Consider the following 17035-nt stretch of genomic DNA (forward strand, 5'->3'; position numbering starts at 1 on the left):
TTAGCTCCGCCTTTCATGCTCTCGTTTTTCAGCCGCCAGCAGGGCGTGGAACGCCTGTAGCGTCTGCGCCAGCGGTCCATCGTTATCCAGCCGTCGGCACGTCGCCGGAACCGGCATCGCACCGGCACGTTGTAACCGCTGCGCGATTTGTGCCTCATCTTCCCGTCCACGCTGGCGTAACCGCTGCGCCAGCACCGCAGGAGACACCTGCAAACACACCGGTAATAACCGACTGCCATAACGCTGCTGTGCCTGCGGGTGGTGAGCGCGGGAACCGTTGACCACCACATCCAGTCCGGCAGATAACCACAGGTCGATTTCAATACCGACGCCGTACTGATACTGGTGCGCCTGCCAGTGCAAGGCGAACAAACCGCACTCGCGCCGACAGGCAAACTCCTGGTCGCTCAGCGCAATGTGATTTTCGCCACCGGCTTGTATTGGCCGGGTAATGTAACGGTGCGCCACCAACAGACGGGCTGGATGCGTCTGTCGCAGCGCATCCAGCAACGTGTCTTTACCGGAGCCGGACGCACCGGTCAGCCAGATTACGCGCGCCATCAGAACACCTGCCGCCCCTGTGCCCAGACATGACTAATCCGCACCTGACCGTGGGAGCGATGTGCCAGCACCAGATCGGCGCGCCGCCCAGCGGCAATCCGCCCCCGGTCAGTTAACCCGACCGCCTGCGCCGGATTATCACTCACCATCGCCACCGTCTGCGGCAAGGTCAACGTATTGCGTTCATCCATAGCGAGGCGAAACGCTGCATCCAGCAGGCTGGCGGGATAATAGTCGGATGACAGAATATCCAGCAGCCCCTGCTCCGCCAGACGAGACGCCGCCACGTTGCCGGAATGGGAGCCGCCGCGCACGATATTGGGGGCGCCCATCAGCACTTTCATGCCGTGGGTGTGAGATACCTGCGCGGCTATCTCGGTGGTAGGAAATTCGGCAATCACGCAGCCTTGCGCCAGCGATTCATGCACATGCGCAGCAGTAGCGTCGTCATGACTGGCCAGCGCGATGCCGCGCTTGCGGCAGTGGGCGGCAATCGCCAGCCGGTTCGGCGTTGACCACTGTTCAGACAGTTTGCGCTGTTCGGTTTCAAACGCATCCATCTCGGCATCGTTCAGATGATATTTGCCCTGATAATACTCACGGTATTTTTCCGGCGTGGCGAACTGCCGTTGCCCCGGCGAATGGTCCATCAGCGATACCAGCGCCACTTGCGGTAGCGCCATCAACGCCTCAAATAATGGCAAGGTGGTGTCGTGCGGCAATTCACAACGTAGATGCAGCAGATGCTGCGCCCGGTTCACCCCTTGTTGCTGACTGTGAATAACCGCGTCAATCATGCGTTTCAGGTTATCAAGCCGGTGACCGCCGTCGCGTACATCGCCTATCGCCACCGCATCCAGCACCGTGGTGATGCCGCTGGAGACAATCAGCGCATCATGGCTGCTCATTGCCGAATGCGCTGGCCACTCCACCTTCGGGCGCGGCATGAAGAACTTGTCCAGATTGTCGGTGTGCAGCTCTACCAGCCCCGGCAACAGCCAGCCCCCTTCGCCATCCAGCGCCTGCGGCAGTTGACTGGGCGAGGAGGAAAATGCCTCGATCACGCCGTCGCGCCAGGCCAGTGACCCGCTAATCACTTCATCCTGTAACACCAGTTGCACATTATTGATGATCTGGGTCGTCGCGCTCATGCCGTGAGTTCCTGCGTTGCGGGTGCCATGTGATGCAAGCGGTCCGCCACGCGGGCGCGTACCTCTGCATCGTGAAAAATACCGACGACTGCCGCGCCGCGGGCGCGCGCGTCTTCAATCAACCCGACGACGGCCTCACGGTTGGCGGCGTCCAGAGAAGCGGTGGGTTCGTCCAGCAGCAGCAACGGATAGTCGGCGATAAACCCGCGGGCGATGTTGACGCGCTGCTGCTCGCCGCCGGAAAAAGTCGCGGGAGCCAGCGTCCATAACCGGCGCGGAACGTTGAGCCGGGTCAACAACTCGCTGGCACGCGCCTCACATATCGCCCGGTCTTCGCCGCGCTCCAGCAGCGGTTGCATCACCACTTCCAGCGTCGAAATACGCGGGATCACCCGCAGAAACTGGCTGACCCAGCCGATAGTGTCGCGCCGCACCGCCAGCACCTGCCGGGCCGGCGCGGTCACCAGATCCACCCAGGTATGACGATGTCGCACCCACACCTGGCCGCTATCCGGCTGGTAGTTGGCGTACAGCGAGCGCAACAACGTGGACTTGCCGCTGCCGGAGTGACCATGCAGCACCACGCATTCACCCGCCGCTACCGTCAGACTGGCCTGATGCAACACCGGCAGCCGGGCGGCGTGCTGGTTATGCAGCACAAAAGTTTTACTCAGATTTTCCACGCGCAGAATGGTCATGGATGTGCCTTCGGTTGTCATAGTTCATCTCATCGCCAGTTGCGTTTATCCCAATACCGACGACACCAGTAACTGGGTATAAGGATGATGCGGATCATCCAGCACCCGGTCGGTCAGGCCGCTTTCCACGACCTTGCCTTCGCGCATCACCAACAGCCGGTGCGCCAGCAGACGCGCCACGCCGAGGTCATGGGTCACAATCACCACCGCCAGCCCCAGATCACGCACCAGCGTGCGCAGCAGGTCCAGCAACCGCGCCTGCACCGATACATCCAGCCCGCCGGTCGGTTCATCCATGAACACCAGCTTCGGATGAGTGACCAGATTGCGGGCTATCTGCAACCGCTGTTGCATCCCGCCGGAAAAGGTGGTGGGCAGGTCATCGAGCCGCGACAGCGGGATTTCCACATCCTGCAACCACTGCCCGGCCTGACGACGAATATCGCCGTAATGGCGAGCACCGACCGCCATCAGCCGTTCGCCGATGTTGCCGCCCGCCGATACGCTGGGGCGCAGCCCATCCAACGGATGCTGATGCACCACTCCCCACTCGGTGCGCAGCAGGCGGCGGCGATCACTTTCGCTCATGGCGTACAGCGAGCGGCCCTGATAATCAATCTGCCCAGCCTGCGGCGTCAGTCGGGCGGAAATCGCCCGCAACAGCGTGGTTTTGCCTGAGCCGGACTCGCCGACAATACCCAGCACCTCGCCGGGATACAGGTCGAACGACACCTCGCTGAACCCCTTGCCGGGCGCATACAGGTGGGTCAGATTGCGCACCTGCAACAGCGGTATTTCATCGTCACCGCCAGCGCCCGTGACCAGCACGCCCGTCTTATCCACGCAAGCCTGATCCACGAAAGCCTGATCCACGAAAGCCTGATCAATGTGATTCATGGTGCCCGGCCTCCTGACGCTCGCGGCAATAATCGGTATCGGAACAGACGAACAATCGGGTTCCCTGATCGTCCATCACCACCTCGTCGAGATAGCTGTCGCGCGACCCGCACAGCGCACAGGGCTGATCCCAGCGCTGAACGCTGAACGGATGGTCGTCAAAATCGAGGCTTTCTACATTGGTGTAAGGCGGCAGTGCATAAATGCGCTTCTCGCGCCCGGCGCCAAACAGTTGCAGCGCCGGCATCTGATGCATCTTCGGGTTGTCGAACTTGGGAATGGGTGACGGGTCCATAATGTAGCGACCGTTCACTTTCACGGGGTACGCGTAGGTGGTGGCGATATGCCCGAAGCGGGTGATATCCTCATACAGTTTCACCTGCATGATGCCGTACTCCTCCAGCGCGTGCATTTTGCGCGTTTCCGTTTCCCGTGGTTCGATAAAGCGCAGTGGTTCGGGGATCGGCACCTGATAAATCAGGATCTGGTCTTCGCGTAGCGGCGTTTCCGGGATGCGGTGGCGGGTCTGAATCAGTGTCGCCTCGACGGTACGCTCGGTAGTCGCCGCCCCACTAACCCGCTGAAAGAAGCGGCGAATCGACACCGCGTTGGTGGTGTCGTCAGCGCCTTGATCAATCACTTTCAGCACATCGTCATCACCAATCAGGCTGGCGGTAAGCTGGATACCGCCGGTGCCCCAGCCGTAAGGCATCGGCATCTCCCGTCCGCCAAATGGCACCTGATAACCGGGGATCGCCACCGCTTTGAGAATGGCGCGCCGAATCGTGCGTTTACTTTGTTCATCCAGATAACCGGGGTTATATCCGTTCAGCGTGTTCATCGCACTCCTCCTGCGGTGGCTGGCGTAACTGGCGCAGCAAGGCCAGTTCGGCCTGAAAATCGACGTAATGCGGTAACTTGAGGTGAGAAACAAAACCCGCCGCCTCTACGTTGTCGGCGTGCGACAGCACAAACTCTTCGTCCTGCGCCGGGCTGCCGACCGGCTCCTGATAGTCCGACGCTTGCAACGCCCGGTCCACCAGCGCCATCGCCATCGCCTTACGTTCGGCCCGGCCAAACACCAACCCGTAGCCACGAGTAAAATGCGGCGGTTCCGCCTCCGGCACGGTAAAGCCGTTGACCATTTCACATTCGGTCAGCAGGATGTCGCCAATCTCCAGCGTAAACCCCAGTTCTTCCGGCTCAATTTCCACCGTGACGTAACCGGTACGAATCTCACCGGCAAACGGATGGGTGCGGCCATAACCACGCTGGGTGGAATAGCCCAGCGCCAGCAGGAAGCCTTCATCACCACGCGCCAGTTGCTGCAACCGGGCGCTGCGCGGCATCGGGTACACAGGCGGATCACGGGTGATATCCAATGGCTCGCAGCCGTCGTCCTGCTCAGTCGCCGCCAACCCCTCCGCCGTCATCATGGCGAACATGTGCGGACAGTGCGCCGCCAGTGGTTTCTCAGCCGTTGGCGCGACTGGCTGCTCGCCTTCCGCCAGCAGCGCAAAATCCAGCAACCGGTGGGTATAGTCATAGGTCGGGCCGAGCACCTGCCCGCCGGGCAGATCCTTGTACACAGCTGAAATACGCCGCTCCAGTTGCATCCGCCCGGTATCCAGCGGCAGGCTGTCCGCCAGCCGGGGCAGCGTGGTACGATAGGCCCGCAGCAAAAAAATCGCCTCCACCAGGTCGCCGCTGGCTTGCTTTATCGCCAGCGCCGCCAGTTCCCGGTCATAAATACCGCCTTCGGTCATCACCCGGTCTACCGCCAACCCCAGTTGCTGTTCAATCTGCTCTGCCTTCACCTCCGCCAGCCGGGTATCGCCGCGCCGCAGATTGGCCTGTAACTGATGGGCCGCCTCAATGGCTTTCTCCCCCCCTTTCACTGCGACATACATCAGCACACCTCCACATGGGTGGTACGCGGCAGCGCCATCAGCGTGCTGCCGCAGGTAAACATGAAATCCAGCCCGGCGGGAAACGGATGCGGGCGATGTTCCAGATAATTCAGCACGCTGTCGGGTAACTGCGGCGCAATCATACGCGCTTCGGCAATACCCGGCCCGGTCAGGCGCAATGCGCGACCACCGCCCAGTGTGGGCACTTCCAGCACCAGCGTCGTGCTGTTTTCCGGCGCGATGTCGTCGCCAGCGGCAAATCCTTCCAGCGACAGCTCCCGGCTGACCGGCAACAAGGCGAATGCCGCCGCCTCACGCGCCACCAGCTTCACACCAGTGTGAAAACGCAGGTTGGACAACAACGTTTCCTGCGACAAAGCCGGGTCGAGCCATAACGGCGTTTCACGGTCCATCAGCGTTAACACCACGGCAGTAGCGGAAGACGATAAACCGTCCCAGCCATTGCCATGGTCCAGCGATACCACCACACCCGGCTCGCTCATCGCTTTCAGAATGCGGCGAAAAGCGTACTGCGCATCACGCCACGGATGGGAAAATCCGGCCAGTAACGTCATGCGTTATCTCCCCGCACCAGCGTAAAGAAATCGACCTTGCTACTGGCTATCTCACACGCCCGTTGCTGACGCAATTCATCACGGGTCGCGGCCAGCGGCACGATCAGTTGTTGGTAGACAGCGCTTTGCACACCTTGTTGTTGCAGCAAAGCGTCGATCAGCGCACACAGTTCGGCGTGAGACTTGTTGCGACCGGTGATGTAGCTGTAGCCGCAGGTGCCATCGTCCAGCCGAACTACTGCACGGGTGACGGTCACATCGCCCAGTACAAAGCGATTACCGGTCGCACCCATGCGCGCCTGTAAGCGGGCCAACCCGATTTCCGGGGCGCGTAGCAACTGCCAGGACGGCTGCAACTCCAGCGACAGCCAGTGACGCCGCAGTTGCTCTGCATCGCTATGCGCCAGTACCGACAGCCAGTACTGCCGTGGGGTGTGGGTTGTCATTCAGTGCTCCATGGTCAGTTCGATCATGTCGGCCCGCGCCAGACTGACGGAGTACTCCGCCACCCGGTCGCTGCCGTTACAGGTATTGAGCGTGCGGATACACATCAACGGGGTTTGCCGCGCCACTTCCAGCAGTTGCGCTTCTTTCGCCTGCGATGCACGGGCGCTGATGCGGGTCTGGCGGCGGGTCAACGCTTGCTGTAGCTCACGCGACAGAAAATCATGCAGCGACCCGCTGGTGAAACGCTGCAACGCCGGCCACCAGTTGAGTTCCGGCAGGTAGTGATCGATTAGCGACACCGGCACGCCGTTAACCCGGCGCAGCGTGCGCAGATGAATCACCTCGTCGCCCTCTTTCCGCCCCAATGCCGCCGCGACCCCGGCGTTAGCCGGGCGCAGCACCGCCAGCAAGCGCTCGCTGGTGGGGTGACTGCCCTGTTCCAGCAGGTTCTGACTGAAACGCGCCTGTGCATGTAGCGGGTAATCATAAGGTCGCATCAACACCAGAATGCCGACACCGTGCCGACGCTGTACCAACCCTTTATTCACTAACTCGTCCACCGCCCGGCGCAGCGTATGGCGATTGACGTCATAACGCGCCGCGAGTTGCTGTTCAGACGGCAGGTAATCGCCACAGCGATACACCGTGCGCAGCTCTTCTTCCAACCGGGCAGCGATAACCTGATACACAGTGGTAGGATGTCTAGATAACCTGTCCATAAAAAACTCCTGCTCGCAGGTTCAACTCCGCATCCCAACTGGCACACGGATTTTGCTTAACCCCGACACGCAACCAGACAATGCATCGATTCAGTCAGGGGAATAGCGGCTATGTTGACAGGACGGTGTGACAAACTGGCGAAGCGTGGATGACGAAATAGTGAAGAAAAAAGGACAGGCAGTGAGGCGGGTTGAGTTAATATTTTAGATCTTTTTTTGATTTCAATAGTAACGGGAAGGCAATAATAAAAATGAATAATATTGTGAGTAGTCAAATTGACATGACTGATCTCAGTATAAACAGAAAAATATAAAACACCCCTATAATATAAAGAGTAAAAAAAACCTTTTCATTAAACAGGAATACCAACACAGTGCTTCTGGTAAAATCCTGCAGGAATAATTAATTTACAACCTGTTTATTCACCCCTTTTGACAAGGGGTGAATAAACGATTTATCAATCAGGATTTATTTTCAATATACGCAACGACCTCCACTTCAACTAAAGCTCCCATTGGCAGTTTTGCGGCTTGAATACAGGAGCGGGCTGGTGCAGTGTCCGTACCAAAAAAATCTTCATAGATCTTATTAAAATCTGAAAAATGAGCCATATCCGACAAGAAACAGGTGGTTTTAATCACATTACCCATCGTCGAGCCACACTTCTCAAGGATTGACTGAACGTTTTTGAGTGATTGTGCAGTCTGCTCTTTAATTCCTCCATCTGGAAATTTCATTGTTACCGGGTCCAGAGGAAGTTGGCCGGAAGTGAAAATAAGATCCCCAAACTGGATAGCCTGAGAGTAAGGGCCGATTGCTGCGGGGGCCAGCTCAGTATTAATTTTTGATTTCATAGAGACACCTATCTGTTACTTTGTTTTTTACAAAAAATGTCTATGCCTGATGTATTCAGATAAATAGTTATCATCATTAAAGATGAATCGATATAATATAGAACGATATTATCGCCCATTAAAAACCGTTATTATCATCACGTTGTAAAGAAAAGAGTCGTTATATAAGTATGATGCGCTGCAATCAGAACAAATGTTTAATGATATTCAAAACACCTGCAAATAAAGCACAGATACCTGTCAGGATCACGAACCAGTTCATAAAGCCACCTTTTAAATGACTCAGTTTTGGTACCTTGTGAAATGCATACTGAGGTAAGAAAAAAACAATAAACACACTGATAGGCACCATGAAATATTTAATAATATTAATAACATCCAGATTTGCAACTGTAGGTATCAACGTAATAATGAAGACGACGCCAACAGATATAAGACGCATACCCAGTCCGTTAGAGAACGAATTTCCGCATTTAAATATATTAAGAGCCATGCCAATCAAACTTTCTCGTGTGGCTATAAATGTACCGAGGAAAGCTTTCATTGCCGCAAAGAAAATAATCACCTGGGAACAAATAGCAAGCCAAGGCGCATCAAATTTTCTCGCCAGAATAGATAAAGAAGTAAGATTCTCAATTCGTGCTTCTTTAATTTCTGCTGGCGTTAAAGAAAAAATACAACCTAATGCGAAGAATACCACTGTTGAAATAATGATGATTAAAGAGAGAATCAAAATCTGATCAATTTTTCTAAATGCCTGTTCCCCGTGAGACTGCTTGTAATGAGCAACCAGACTGGAAACAATTGGGGTGAAGCTGAACGCAAAGATCAGAACTGGCAGATTATTAAATGTTGATTTGACAATTTCAGGAATGGAATTTGTATTTTCTTCTGCTGTCAGAAAAGACATACTCCAGTGAGGTACTGACATTACACCAAAGAAAATGAGTGAAAGTATGAAAGGGAAGACTATTACGCCAACAACCTTCAGTATTGTTTCTGTTTTTCCAAGAGAAATTAATGACATAGCAAGGATTATTCCAAAAACGGTAGCATTTCTGTTTAAAGGAGGAAACCCAAGCTGTGTTTTAAAAAAATCCAGAAAAGTATTACTCATTGTAATGGCATAAACAGCCAATGATGGAATCATGATAAGGAAATAAGCAACTGTCAAGTACTTCACCGCTTTATTCCCCAGCAATTCATTCGTAGTATCAATAAGGTTGCTCTTGGATGTTTGCGAAACTGTTCCTACGGCAATATATTGTGAAAGGACCCGGTAAGTGAAATATGTTACCGGGAATGCTAAGGCAATGAGTATAACCATTGACCAGAGGCCAGCGCTGCCGAGACTTATAGGCCAGAAAAGTGAACCGCTACCCACAGCACAGCCATAAATAGCTAAAATCCATAGTACATCTGTTTTGAAACTGTTTCCTATCATATTGGACGTAAGGATACTGGAAGACATATAAATCTCCTTAATTGAGGAACTATTATATTTTATATTGTTACTTACAGAGTCTTTTTGAGGGCGTAATCCAGGTCGTCAATGAGCTTCTGACTGTCTTCAAGGCCAATGGAGACTCTGATTAACGATGAATGCCCTTTAAAAAATGAACGTGACTGCAACGATTCAACCGAATAGTAAGCGATAAGGCTTACGGTTCCGCCATAACTGGCACCAATCCTAAACCGGGATAACGCATTAAAAAAATCATCCAGGCGTTTTTCGTTTTTAAGGGTGAAGGAAAATACAGAACCATATCCTTCGAAATATTTATTATACAGTGCATTATCTTCTGATGAGGCCAGCCCCGGATGCAATACCGAGGAAATTGCAGGGTGATTTTCCAGCCACTGCGAAATAATCCTCGCTGAGTGGGAATGTTTTTCCTGACGTAACGGATAGGTTTCAATCCCTCTCAGGGCAAGGTAACAGTCATCCGGGCTAACATACATTCCCATGACATCCTGCAGATTCCTGAGTTTCGTATGCCATCCGATATCTTTTGTGCTGATACTTCCCAGCAGTACGTCAGAATGCCCATTCAACATTTTTGAAACAGCTTCAACCACAAAGTCCGCCCCAAATTTCATTGGTTTGAACAGTAAAGGACCAGACCATGAGTTATCCATTACCGTCAGAATATTTTTCTGCTGTGCAATTCTGACAATCTCTTCTGTATCCTGAACCTCCATTGTCAGGGAACACGGCGATTCCAGCATGATCAGTCTGGTATTATCCTGAATAACTTCACGTAAAAAACTGGTTTCTCTCGGTGGTACGAAAGTCACGTCAATCCCCAGCGCAGTTAAATTTTCTGTCAGGAAATTTCTTACCGGACCGTAGCATGAATCAGGGACCACAACATGATCGCCATTCTTTAATGTTGCCATTAATACCAGTACCAGCGCAGATTGCCCGGAAGGGAGCACAATAGTATGTTTAGCGCATTCAAGTTCTGAAATTACATTTTCTAACTCCCTGTGAGTAGGGGAACCTGTAATCCCGTAACTGAATCCATCTGGCTGACGTTTTCTTCGTTCTTCAAAACTCTTAAAGTTATTAAAGACGATTGTAGATCCTCGGTATATCGGTGTGGCTAAAGAGTTAAATGAATTTTCGCAATTATCATTATTCATTCCAGTTACCTGCTTTGGTTGCTATCACAGGCTTCACTATTGCGCTTCAAATTGTATATTTCTATACTTCCAGCTAATGACTTCATAAGTGCAGGTAATATATTTATGTACCGGGAAATTGAGACCTTCAGGGCGGTGATGCTTACAGGCAGTGCCACGAAAGCAGCTGAAATGCTTGGTATTTCTCAGTCGGCTGTCAGTCAAAAATTAAAAATTTTTGAAAATGATTACGGAATTGAGCTTTTCAGACGTGAGAGAGGCAGATTGGAAGCAACCGAAAATGCTCACATACTTATGGCAGAAGTGGAGAAGCATTTCAGGGGTATTGAACTCATTGAACACAAGATGAAATCCCTTAGAAATCGAATAGATACAACCATTCATCTGGCCGCCCATCCCGTATTCGGACAAAAGCTGACTCCGAAAGTCATTGCAAGCTATGTAAAATCATCCGTGACGCAAGTCAAATTTTCAATTAACAGTTCACGCGATATCTATGAGACGGTTGACTCAGGTGAATTTGATTTTGGGCTTGTAGCCAATGAAATATATGGAAATAGTTGCGTGTTTTATAGTTTTTGTGCGGTAAATGGCGTTGTCATTGCTCCCAGGAACACCATCAAAGGGAACAACAAGATGATTAGCCTGTCTGACATGGCAAAGCACAATTTCATCTCCCTAAACGCTGAGGATACGACACGGATAGCGCTTGAAAAGGAATGCAGAACAAAAAAAATAAATTTAAACGTCATTGTTGAAACACCTTTTTGTCATACTGTCATGGAAATAGTTAAGGCTGGCTCAGGTATCGGCATTGTTCATCCGTTAACACTTATAGATATTGGTCCGGATGAACTTGATGTATTCAATCTCGATGAAAAAATCACATTTGGAACAAATTTAATATTCAGAAAAGATAAAATTCTCAAGGATAGTGCAAAAGAGCTCATTAAAAAGTTAAGAATTCAAACCGCAAGAGAACTGAAGGATATTTCACAGAATCACCATATTGATATAAAAACAAAACAATTTAATATTTGAATAGTAAGAATATTTATTCGCTGCCTTATGGCCCAATAAATGTGTATATAAGGTAGTACAATGCCTAAATCACGCCAGCGGGAAATTGAGCGAGAAGCAAATAAGTACTGTAAAGCGGCGAAAAAACAGCAGGATGAACTCAGATACAAATATAAAGGAAACCAGCCGATAGAGGATAAACTCAGCGAATATAATTTTTAATTTCTCTTCGATACCGACCGTTTACCCCCTAAAAAAAGCCAGTCGATTAATCAGACTGGCTTACGTATCGGCTCAGCACCGGGCTGAACGCATAAGGGTGGGTGTTCACTGGAGTGGAGTGCGAGTTCCTTATTAACAGGTTTAGGTTTGGCGTCATCCACACCGGTTGCCCGTAGCCTCGCCAGCGCCCGTTCCGCCTCTTGCAGCACGTGCTGACATTGCTCCGGAGTAATGGTCAGTGGTGGTTCGATGCGAATCGACTTGGCGTTGTTCAGCGTGCCTGCCACCAGTACGCGGCGCTGGAACAGCTCGCTGGCAAACGCATAACCAATCGAGTTTTCCCTGAATTCAATTGCCTGTAGCAAACCTTTGCCGCGCGCCTCCACAATCAGATCAGGATACGCCGCCGCCAGTCGTTGCAACCCGGTCAGCAGAATTTCTCCCTGACGCGCCGCCTGCTCCGCCAGATTATCACGCAACAGCACGTTGATGGTCGCCAGCGCCGCCGCACAGGCCAACGGGTTGCCGCCAAAAGTGGTGGTGTGCAGGAACGGGTTGTCAAACAGCACCGAGAACACTGCTTCGGTAGCGACTGTCGCGCCAATCGGCATCACGCCGCCGCCGAGCGCCTTCGCCAGACACAGGATATCCGGCTGCACGCCATAGTGCTCGCAGGCAAACATCTTACCGGTACGCCCCATGCCGGTCTGCACTTCATCCAGAATCAGCAATGCGCCAACCTCATCGCACAATGCGCGGACAGCGGGTAGATACGATTCCGGCGGTACAATCACCCCACCTTCGCCCTGAATCGGCTCCAGAATCACCGCGGCAACCCCTTCACCGTTGCGCTGACACTGTTCGACTTTCTGTCGCATCGCCTGAATATCGCCAAACGCCACATGGTGGAAATTCGGCAATAATGGCATAAACGGGCGACGAAACACCGGCTTGGCAGTGGCGGACAACGCCCCCAGCGACTTGCCGTGGAATGCGCCGTGGGTGGCGATGAAGCTGAACTTTCCGCGGGGTGACTGATAGGCTTTCGCCAGCTTCAGCGCCGCCTCCACCGACTCAGTGCCGCTGTTGCTAAAGAAACTATACTTCAGCGCACCAGGGGTGATGGCCGCCAGCGTTTTTGCCAGCATAGCGCGCAGTGGGTCCAGCAGTTCCTGACTGTGTAACGGCTGTTTGGACAGTTGCTTTTCCACCGCGGCGACCACCATCGGGTTACGGTGACCAACATTGAAAATGCCATAACCACCAAGGCAGTCGAGGTATTCATTGCCCTGCGTATCAAGCAGCGTATTGGGACCGCTGGCGCGCCATTCTACCGCACCATAGCTGCCACCAGAGGTGACGGATTTTCTGTACTCCAGAAAACCGGGATTGACGTATTCACGAAATGCACTGAGGGTTTCAAGATTGAGCGCCGTCATCGCATCGGCGGACAAGGTATCGCTCATAATCCAATCAAGAGCCTGCTGAGAACACTCTAGCGGGTTGAGATGTGACGGTTGTCTGGACAAAATGCGCTCCTTGGGAGTGAGGTATCACGTGATACCAATTTAAGTAATGCATATAACGCACCACCCTGCCCACCCAATCCGAAAATCACGATTTCCTCCTTTTTTAAATTATTTTTACAAAACTTTATAAACAAAATAGTCTGTTCACTATTACGTCTTACCGTTAACTATGAAATAAAGAGTAAAAAACGCTCAAAAAACAAGGCGAGCGCACCGTTATTGTGCAGCTCGCCCTACTGTTGGGCATTTTTTCACCGCCCGCCGGTTGTCACTCGTACCGTCAGTGACGAATCATAACGTGCCGCACTACGGTGTAATCCTCCAGACCGTAGACAGACATGTCCTTGCCGTAACCAGACAGTTTCTGGCCGCCGTGCGGCATCTCGCTCACCAGCATAAAGTGGGTGTTGACCCAGGTGCAGCCGTATTCCAGACAGGCGGCGACACGATGCGCGCGGCCTATATCTCGCGTCCACACCGAAGAAGCCAGCCCATAGCGAGAATCGTTAGCCCACGCCACCACCTGCGCTTCATCGTCAAATGGCGTGATGGATATCACCGGACCAAATACCTCACGCTGCACGATTTCATCTTCCTGCCGGGCATCCGCCAGTACGGTGGGTTGAAAATAGTAACCCCCGCCAGGCACCCGCTCCCCGCCGGTAATCAGCCGGATATGCGGTTGTGCACGGGCGCGCTCGACAAAACCGGCAACCCGCTCCAACTGTTCAGCAGTGATCAAGGGACCCAACTCGGTGGACGGATCGTCGGGCGTGCCGATTTTGAGCGTAGCAACCGCTTTGCCGAGCTTTTCCACTAGTTGTTCATAGATGGGGCGCTGCACGTAGAGACGGCAGGCCGCAGTGCAGTCTTGCCCGGCGTTGTAGAAACCGAAACTACGAATACCATCTACCACTTGATCCAGGTCGGCATCGTCAAACACGATCACCGGCGCCTTGCCACCCAGTTCCATATGGGTGCGTTTCACGCTGGGTGCCGCATGACCAATAATATGCGAACCGGTAGCGATAGAACCGGTCAGCGATACCATGCGCACCCGTTCGTGGCCGGTCAGCGCATCGCCGATTTCCCGTCCCTGTCCGAACAAGATATTGACGACGCCCGGTGGGAACAGATCGGCCAGCAAGCTGGCCAGATACAGCGCCGTCAGCGGCGTCTGCTCCGCCGGCTTCAGCACCACGCAGTTACCTGCCGCCAGCGCCGGCGCCAGCTTCCACGCCGCCATCATCAGCGGATAATTCCAGGGGGCGATAGACGCAACAACGCCCACCGGATCGCGGCGGATCATCGAGGTATGCCCTTCCAGATACTCACCCGCCGCCGAGCCGTTCAGGCAACGCGCCGCACCGGCAAAGAAGCGAAACACATCCGCCACCGCAGGCATCTCGTCATTCAACGCTGCATGATAAGGTTTACCGCAATTCAGCGACTCCAGCCGGGCCAGCGTTTCGCTGTGTTCTTCAATCAAGTCCGCCAGTTTCAGTAACAGCGTGGCACGTGTTTTCGGCGTGGTCTGTCCCCAGTGGGCAAACGCTGCATCCGCCGCCATCACGGCGGCATTCACTTGTGCCAGATCCGCCTGCGCCATCGTGATAATGGCGTCTCCCGTCGCCGGGTTGTACACCGTATAAGGCGCTCCGCTACCTAACACCCGCTTTCCGTCAATCAACATGTCAATCAGCAAATTGTCGTGCATACCCCGCTCCCTTGAAACGATAGCTGTAGACGTACCCTATAGCGTTCATCTAGCAAAATACCTGCCATCTTCTGCAGTCGCTCACCGATAAAAACGGTACTTGCTGCCTCTCAAGCGTAGCTGAGCCATAACCACAAGAGAGCCGGAGGGAAATGACGCCGCTCACATAACGCAGAGATAACCGGAGTATCGCCTGGCGTTACTCTGCACCCCATAATGAATGACGGTGTTTTTCAGACAGAGGGAGTTTATGTCGCCGGGTTCTCCACACAGAGGTTTTCCTCGCAACGGTCCGCCAGGAAACCGGCCAGTGGGGGTTTTGTCACTATCCGCCCATGTGCTGGCGCCATAACGCGACACAGTGCCGGGCCAGTGCTTCGGTACTGTCGATACTACGCGCCAACCAGTGTGACTGCACGGCGGCCAATCCAGGAGCAACTTCGGTGCAGGCCAGGATCAGATGAGTGGCGCCACGCGCAGCCAGCCGTTCGGCCAGTTGCTCGAAGCGTTGTCCGCCTGCCGCAGCCTCACCACGCTTGACGGCGTAACAGCCCGGCACAAACAGGTTATCCATCTCCTGTTCATCGGGCAGTACCATTTCGACATCCAGTGCCGCCAACCGCTGTTGATACCACCCCGCCGCCAACGTGCCGTGAGTAGCGATCACCCCCAACCGTAGGGACGGAGTGCCGTCCAGGGCAAACCGCACCTGCGCCAGCGTGGCATCGGCGATATGCAGCACCGGTGCACGGCTGGCCGCTCGCAGTTCATCAAACCAGTGATGCGCAGTATTACAGGGAATAATCAGGTGACTAATATCCAGCCGGTTGAGGTGTTCAACGCCATCCAACAACGCAGGCAACGGTGATGCGCCAATCCCCGCCAGCGCCCGCTGGCGATCCGGAACCTGCGGCACATTCCACACTGCGAGCGGCACATGTTGCTGGTCACGCTCAGCGGGCGTAGCGGCGATGATCTTCTGCAACAGATCTACGGTGGCGAGCGGCCCCATGCCGCCCAGCACTCCGGCCAGAAAACGCGACGACGACGGCATCACCAGCTTTCCTGCTGTTCAAACAGTTGACGGTAGCCAAACAGTCCAGCCGCTCCGCCGGTATGAATAAACAGCACGTTTTCGTTTTTGCCGAACTGCCCTTTGCGTACCAGGTCGATCAACCCGGCCAACGCCTTACCGGAATAGACCGGGTCCAGCAAAATGCCTTCCAGTTGCGCCGCCAGTTTCAAGGCTTCCAGCGTACCAGCGGTGGGAATGCCGTATCCCTGCCCAACATAGTCGCTGTTGACCTGAACCGCCTCGCGCGGCACCTCGCCCGTCAGCCCCAGCTTCTGCCAGGTGCGCTGCGCCAGTTGCCACACGTTCTCTTCCTGCTTCGTCTTTGGCGCCCGTACGCTGATGCCCAATACAGGAATACCGCTGTTGCTGGCAGTCAGCCCGGTTACCAGTCCAGCCTGAGTACCGGTGCTACCGGTGGCGTGTACGATATGGTCAAGACTTAGTCGCTGTTGACTGGATTGATACAGCAGCTCTTCAGCACAGGCGACATACCCCAGCGCACCGGTCGGGCTGGAACCACCGCCGGGAATAACGTAAGGCCGGTGGCCCTGTTCGCGCAGCGTGGCCGCCAGTACCTCCATCGCCTGCTGCATGTCCGTGCCAGCAGGCAGATGCCCCACAATGTCGCCGCCCAACAGTTTGTCCAACAGCACATTACCGGAACGCTGGTAGTCAACACCATAATCATCAACCCGCTTTTCCAGCAGAACCTGCGTCTTCAACCCCAATTTCGCTGCGGCGGCGATAGTTTGGCGTACATGGTTGGATTGCGTGGCCCCTTGGGTGATGATGACATCAGCATCCTGCTGCAAAGCTTCTGCCAACAGAAATTCGAGTTTGCGGGTTTTATTACCGCCGGTCGCCAGCCCGGTGGCGTCGTCACGCTTGATATAAATCGTCGGTCCGCCAAGATAAGCCGATAACCGCGGTAGCGGTTCCAGCGGTGTGGGGAAATGCCCTAATGACAAACGGGGAAAACGGGCGAGATGCATTGTTATCTCCTCGATAAATAA

Annotated in this window: 18 protein-coding genes; 2 read left to right on the top strand and 16 right to left on the bottom strand. The window is 53.8% G+C overall.

From position 1 onward, the window contains the following. The 12 genes from phnN to Dpoa569_RS11810 all read right to left on the bottom strand — a co-directional run bounded on the left by phnN (position 1) and on the right by Dpoa569_RS11810 (position 10459). On the bottom strand, positions 1–561 hold the full coding sequence (gene phnN, locus Dpoa569_RS11755; protein ID WP_042869799.1) for a ribose 1,5-bisphosphokinase: 561 nt from the start codon (positions 559–561) through the stop codon (positions 1–3). After that, positions 561–1712 carry an alpha-D-ribose 1-methylphosphonate 5-triphosphate diphosphatase gene (phnM, locus tag Dpoa569_RS11760; RefSeq protein ID WP_042869797.1) on the bottom strand — a complete coding sequence of 384 codons (1152 nt, stop codon included), beginning with the start codon at positions 1710–1712 and terminating at the stop codon, positions 561–563. The genes phnN and phnM overlap by 1 nt, the downstream gene beginning before the upstream one ends. After that, a complete protein-coding gene (gene phnL, locus Dpoa569_RS11765; protein ID WP_042869795.1) occupies positions 1709–2431 on the bottom strand; it encodes a phosphonate C-P lyase system protein PhnL in 723 nt (240 codons plus the stop codon). Before phnL ends, phnM begins: the two co-directional genes overlap by 4 nt. 24 nt (positions 2432–2455) lie before the next feature. Next, the gene (gene phnK, locus Dpoa569_RS11770; RefSeq protein ID WP_173024004.1) at positions 2456–3307 is read right to left on the bottom strand and encodes a phosphonate C-P lyase system protein PhnK; all 852 of its coding nucleotides are present in this window, start codon (positions 3305–3307) and stop codon (positions 2456–2458) included. Beyond that, a complete protein-coding gene (locus Dpoa569_RS11775) occupies positions 3294–4148 on the bottom strand; it encodes an alpha-D-ribose 1-methylphosphonate 5-phosphate C-P-lyase PhnJ (protein WP_042869793.1) in 855 nt (284 codons plus the stop codon). The genes phnK and Dpoa569_RS11775 overlap by 14 nt, the downstream gene beginning before the upstream one ends. Continuing rightward, entirely contained in the window at positions 4126–5217 is a 1092-nt protein-coding gene (locus tag Dpoa569_RS11780) for a carbon-phosphorus lyase complex subunit PhnI (RefSeq protein ID WP_042869790.1), read from the bottom strand. The genes Dpoa569_RS11775 and Dpoa569_RS11780 overlap by 23 nt, the downstream gene beginning before the upstream one ends. Then, entirely contained in the window at positions 5217–5792 is a 576-nt protein-coding gene (gene phnH / locus Dpoa569_RS11785; protein WP_042869788.1) for a phosphonate C-P lyase system protein PhnH, read from the bottom strand. The genes Dpoa569_RS11780 and phnH overlap by 1 nt, the downstream gene beginning before the upstream one ends. Then, positions 5789–6238 (bottom strand): phosphonate C-P lyase system protein PhnG, encoded by a 450-nt coding sequence (gene phnG / locus Dpoa569_RS11790; protein ID WP_042869786.1) that lies wholly within the window; start codon positions 6236–6238, stop codon positions 5789–5791. The genes phnH and phnG overlap by 4 nt, the downstream gene beginning before the upstream one ends. Continuing rightward, complete coding sequence (gene phnF / locus Dpoa569_RS11795; protein WP_146411379.1) at positions 6239–6958, bottom strand: phosphonate metabolism transcriptional regulator PhnF; 720 nt, start codon at positions 6956–6958, stop codon at positions 6239–6241. Between the two features lie 462 nt (positions 6959–7420). Next, complete coding sequence (locus Dpoa569_RS11800) at positions 7421–7813, bottom strand: RidA family protein (protein ID WP_042869784.1); 393 nt, start codon at positions 7811–7813, stop codon at positions 7421–7423. A gap of 184 nt (positions 7814–7997) precedes the next feature. After that, a complete protein-coding gene (locus Dpoa569_RS11805; RefSeq protein ID WP_042869782.1) occupies positions 7998–9284 on the bottom strand; it encodes an aromatic amino acid transport family protein in 1287 nt (428 codons plus the stop codon). 44 nt (positions 9285–9328) lie between these two features. Beyond that, on the bottom strand, positions 9329–10459 hold the full coding sequence (locus Dpoa569_RS11810; protein ID WP_042869779.1) for a trans-sulfuration enzyme family protein: 1131 nt from the start codon (positions 10457–10459) through the stop codon (positions 9329–9331). A 105-nt stretch (positions 10460–10564) separates the two neighbouring features. Here Dpoa569_RS11810 and Dpoa569_RS11815 point away from each other — a divergent pair, with 105 nt between their 5' ends. Continuing rightward, positions 10565–11500, top strand: a complete 936-nt coding sequence (locus tag Dpoa569_RS11815) for a LysR substrate-binding domain-containing protein (RefSeq protein ID WP_042869777.1) — start codon at positions 10565–10567, stop codon at positions 11498–11500. Between the two features lie 60 nt (positions 11501–11560). After that, on the top strand, positions 11561–11701 hold the full coding sequence (locus tag Dpoa569_RS11820) for a hypothetical protein (RefSeq protein WP_155683839.1): 141 nt from the start codon (positions 11561–11563) through the stop codon (positions 11699–11701). 50 nt (positions 11702–11751) lie between these two features. On the opposite strand, the gene ygjG is transcribed toward Dpoa569_RS11820, so the two are convergent. From ygjG to cuyA, 4 genes are all read right to left on the bottom strand, one after another. Next, a complete protein-coding gene (gene ygjG / locus Dpoa569_RS11825) occupies positions 11752–13230 on the bottom strand; it encodes a putrescine aminotransferase (protein WP_407643796.1) in 1479 nt (492 codons plus the stop codon). Positions 13231–13510: 280 nt separating this feature from the next. Further along, on the bottom strand, positions 13511–14947 hold the full coding sequence (patD, locus tag Dpoa569_RS11830; RefSeq protein ID WP_042869775.1) for an aminobutyraldehyde dehydrogenase: 1437 nt from the start codon (positions 14945–14947) through the stop codon (positions 13511–13513). A 325-nt stretch (positions 14948–15272) separates the two neighbouring features. After that, positions 15273–16001 (bottom strand): cysteate racemase, encoded by a 729-nt coding sequence (cuyB, locus tag Dpoa569_RS11835; protein WP_042869773.1) that lies wholly within the window; start codon positions 15999–16001, stop codon positions 15273–15275. Then, positions 16001–17014, bottom strand: coding sequence for a D-cysteate sulfo-lyase (cuyA, locus tag Dpoa569_RS11840; protein ID WP_146411382.1), 1014 nt, complete (start codon positions 17012–17014; stop codon positions 16001–16003). The genes cuyB and cuyA overlap by 1 nt, the downstream gene beginning before the upstream one ends. Positions 17015–17035 lie beyond the last annotated feature (21 nt).

Origin of the sequence: Dickeya poaceiphila, from assembly GCF_007858975.2 — a bacterium.
GTDB lineage: Bacteria > Pseudomonadota > Gammaproteobacteria > Enterobacterales > Enterobacteriaceae > Dickeya > Dickeya poaceiphila.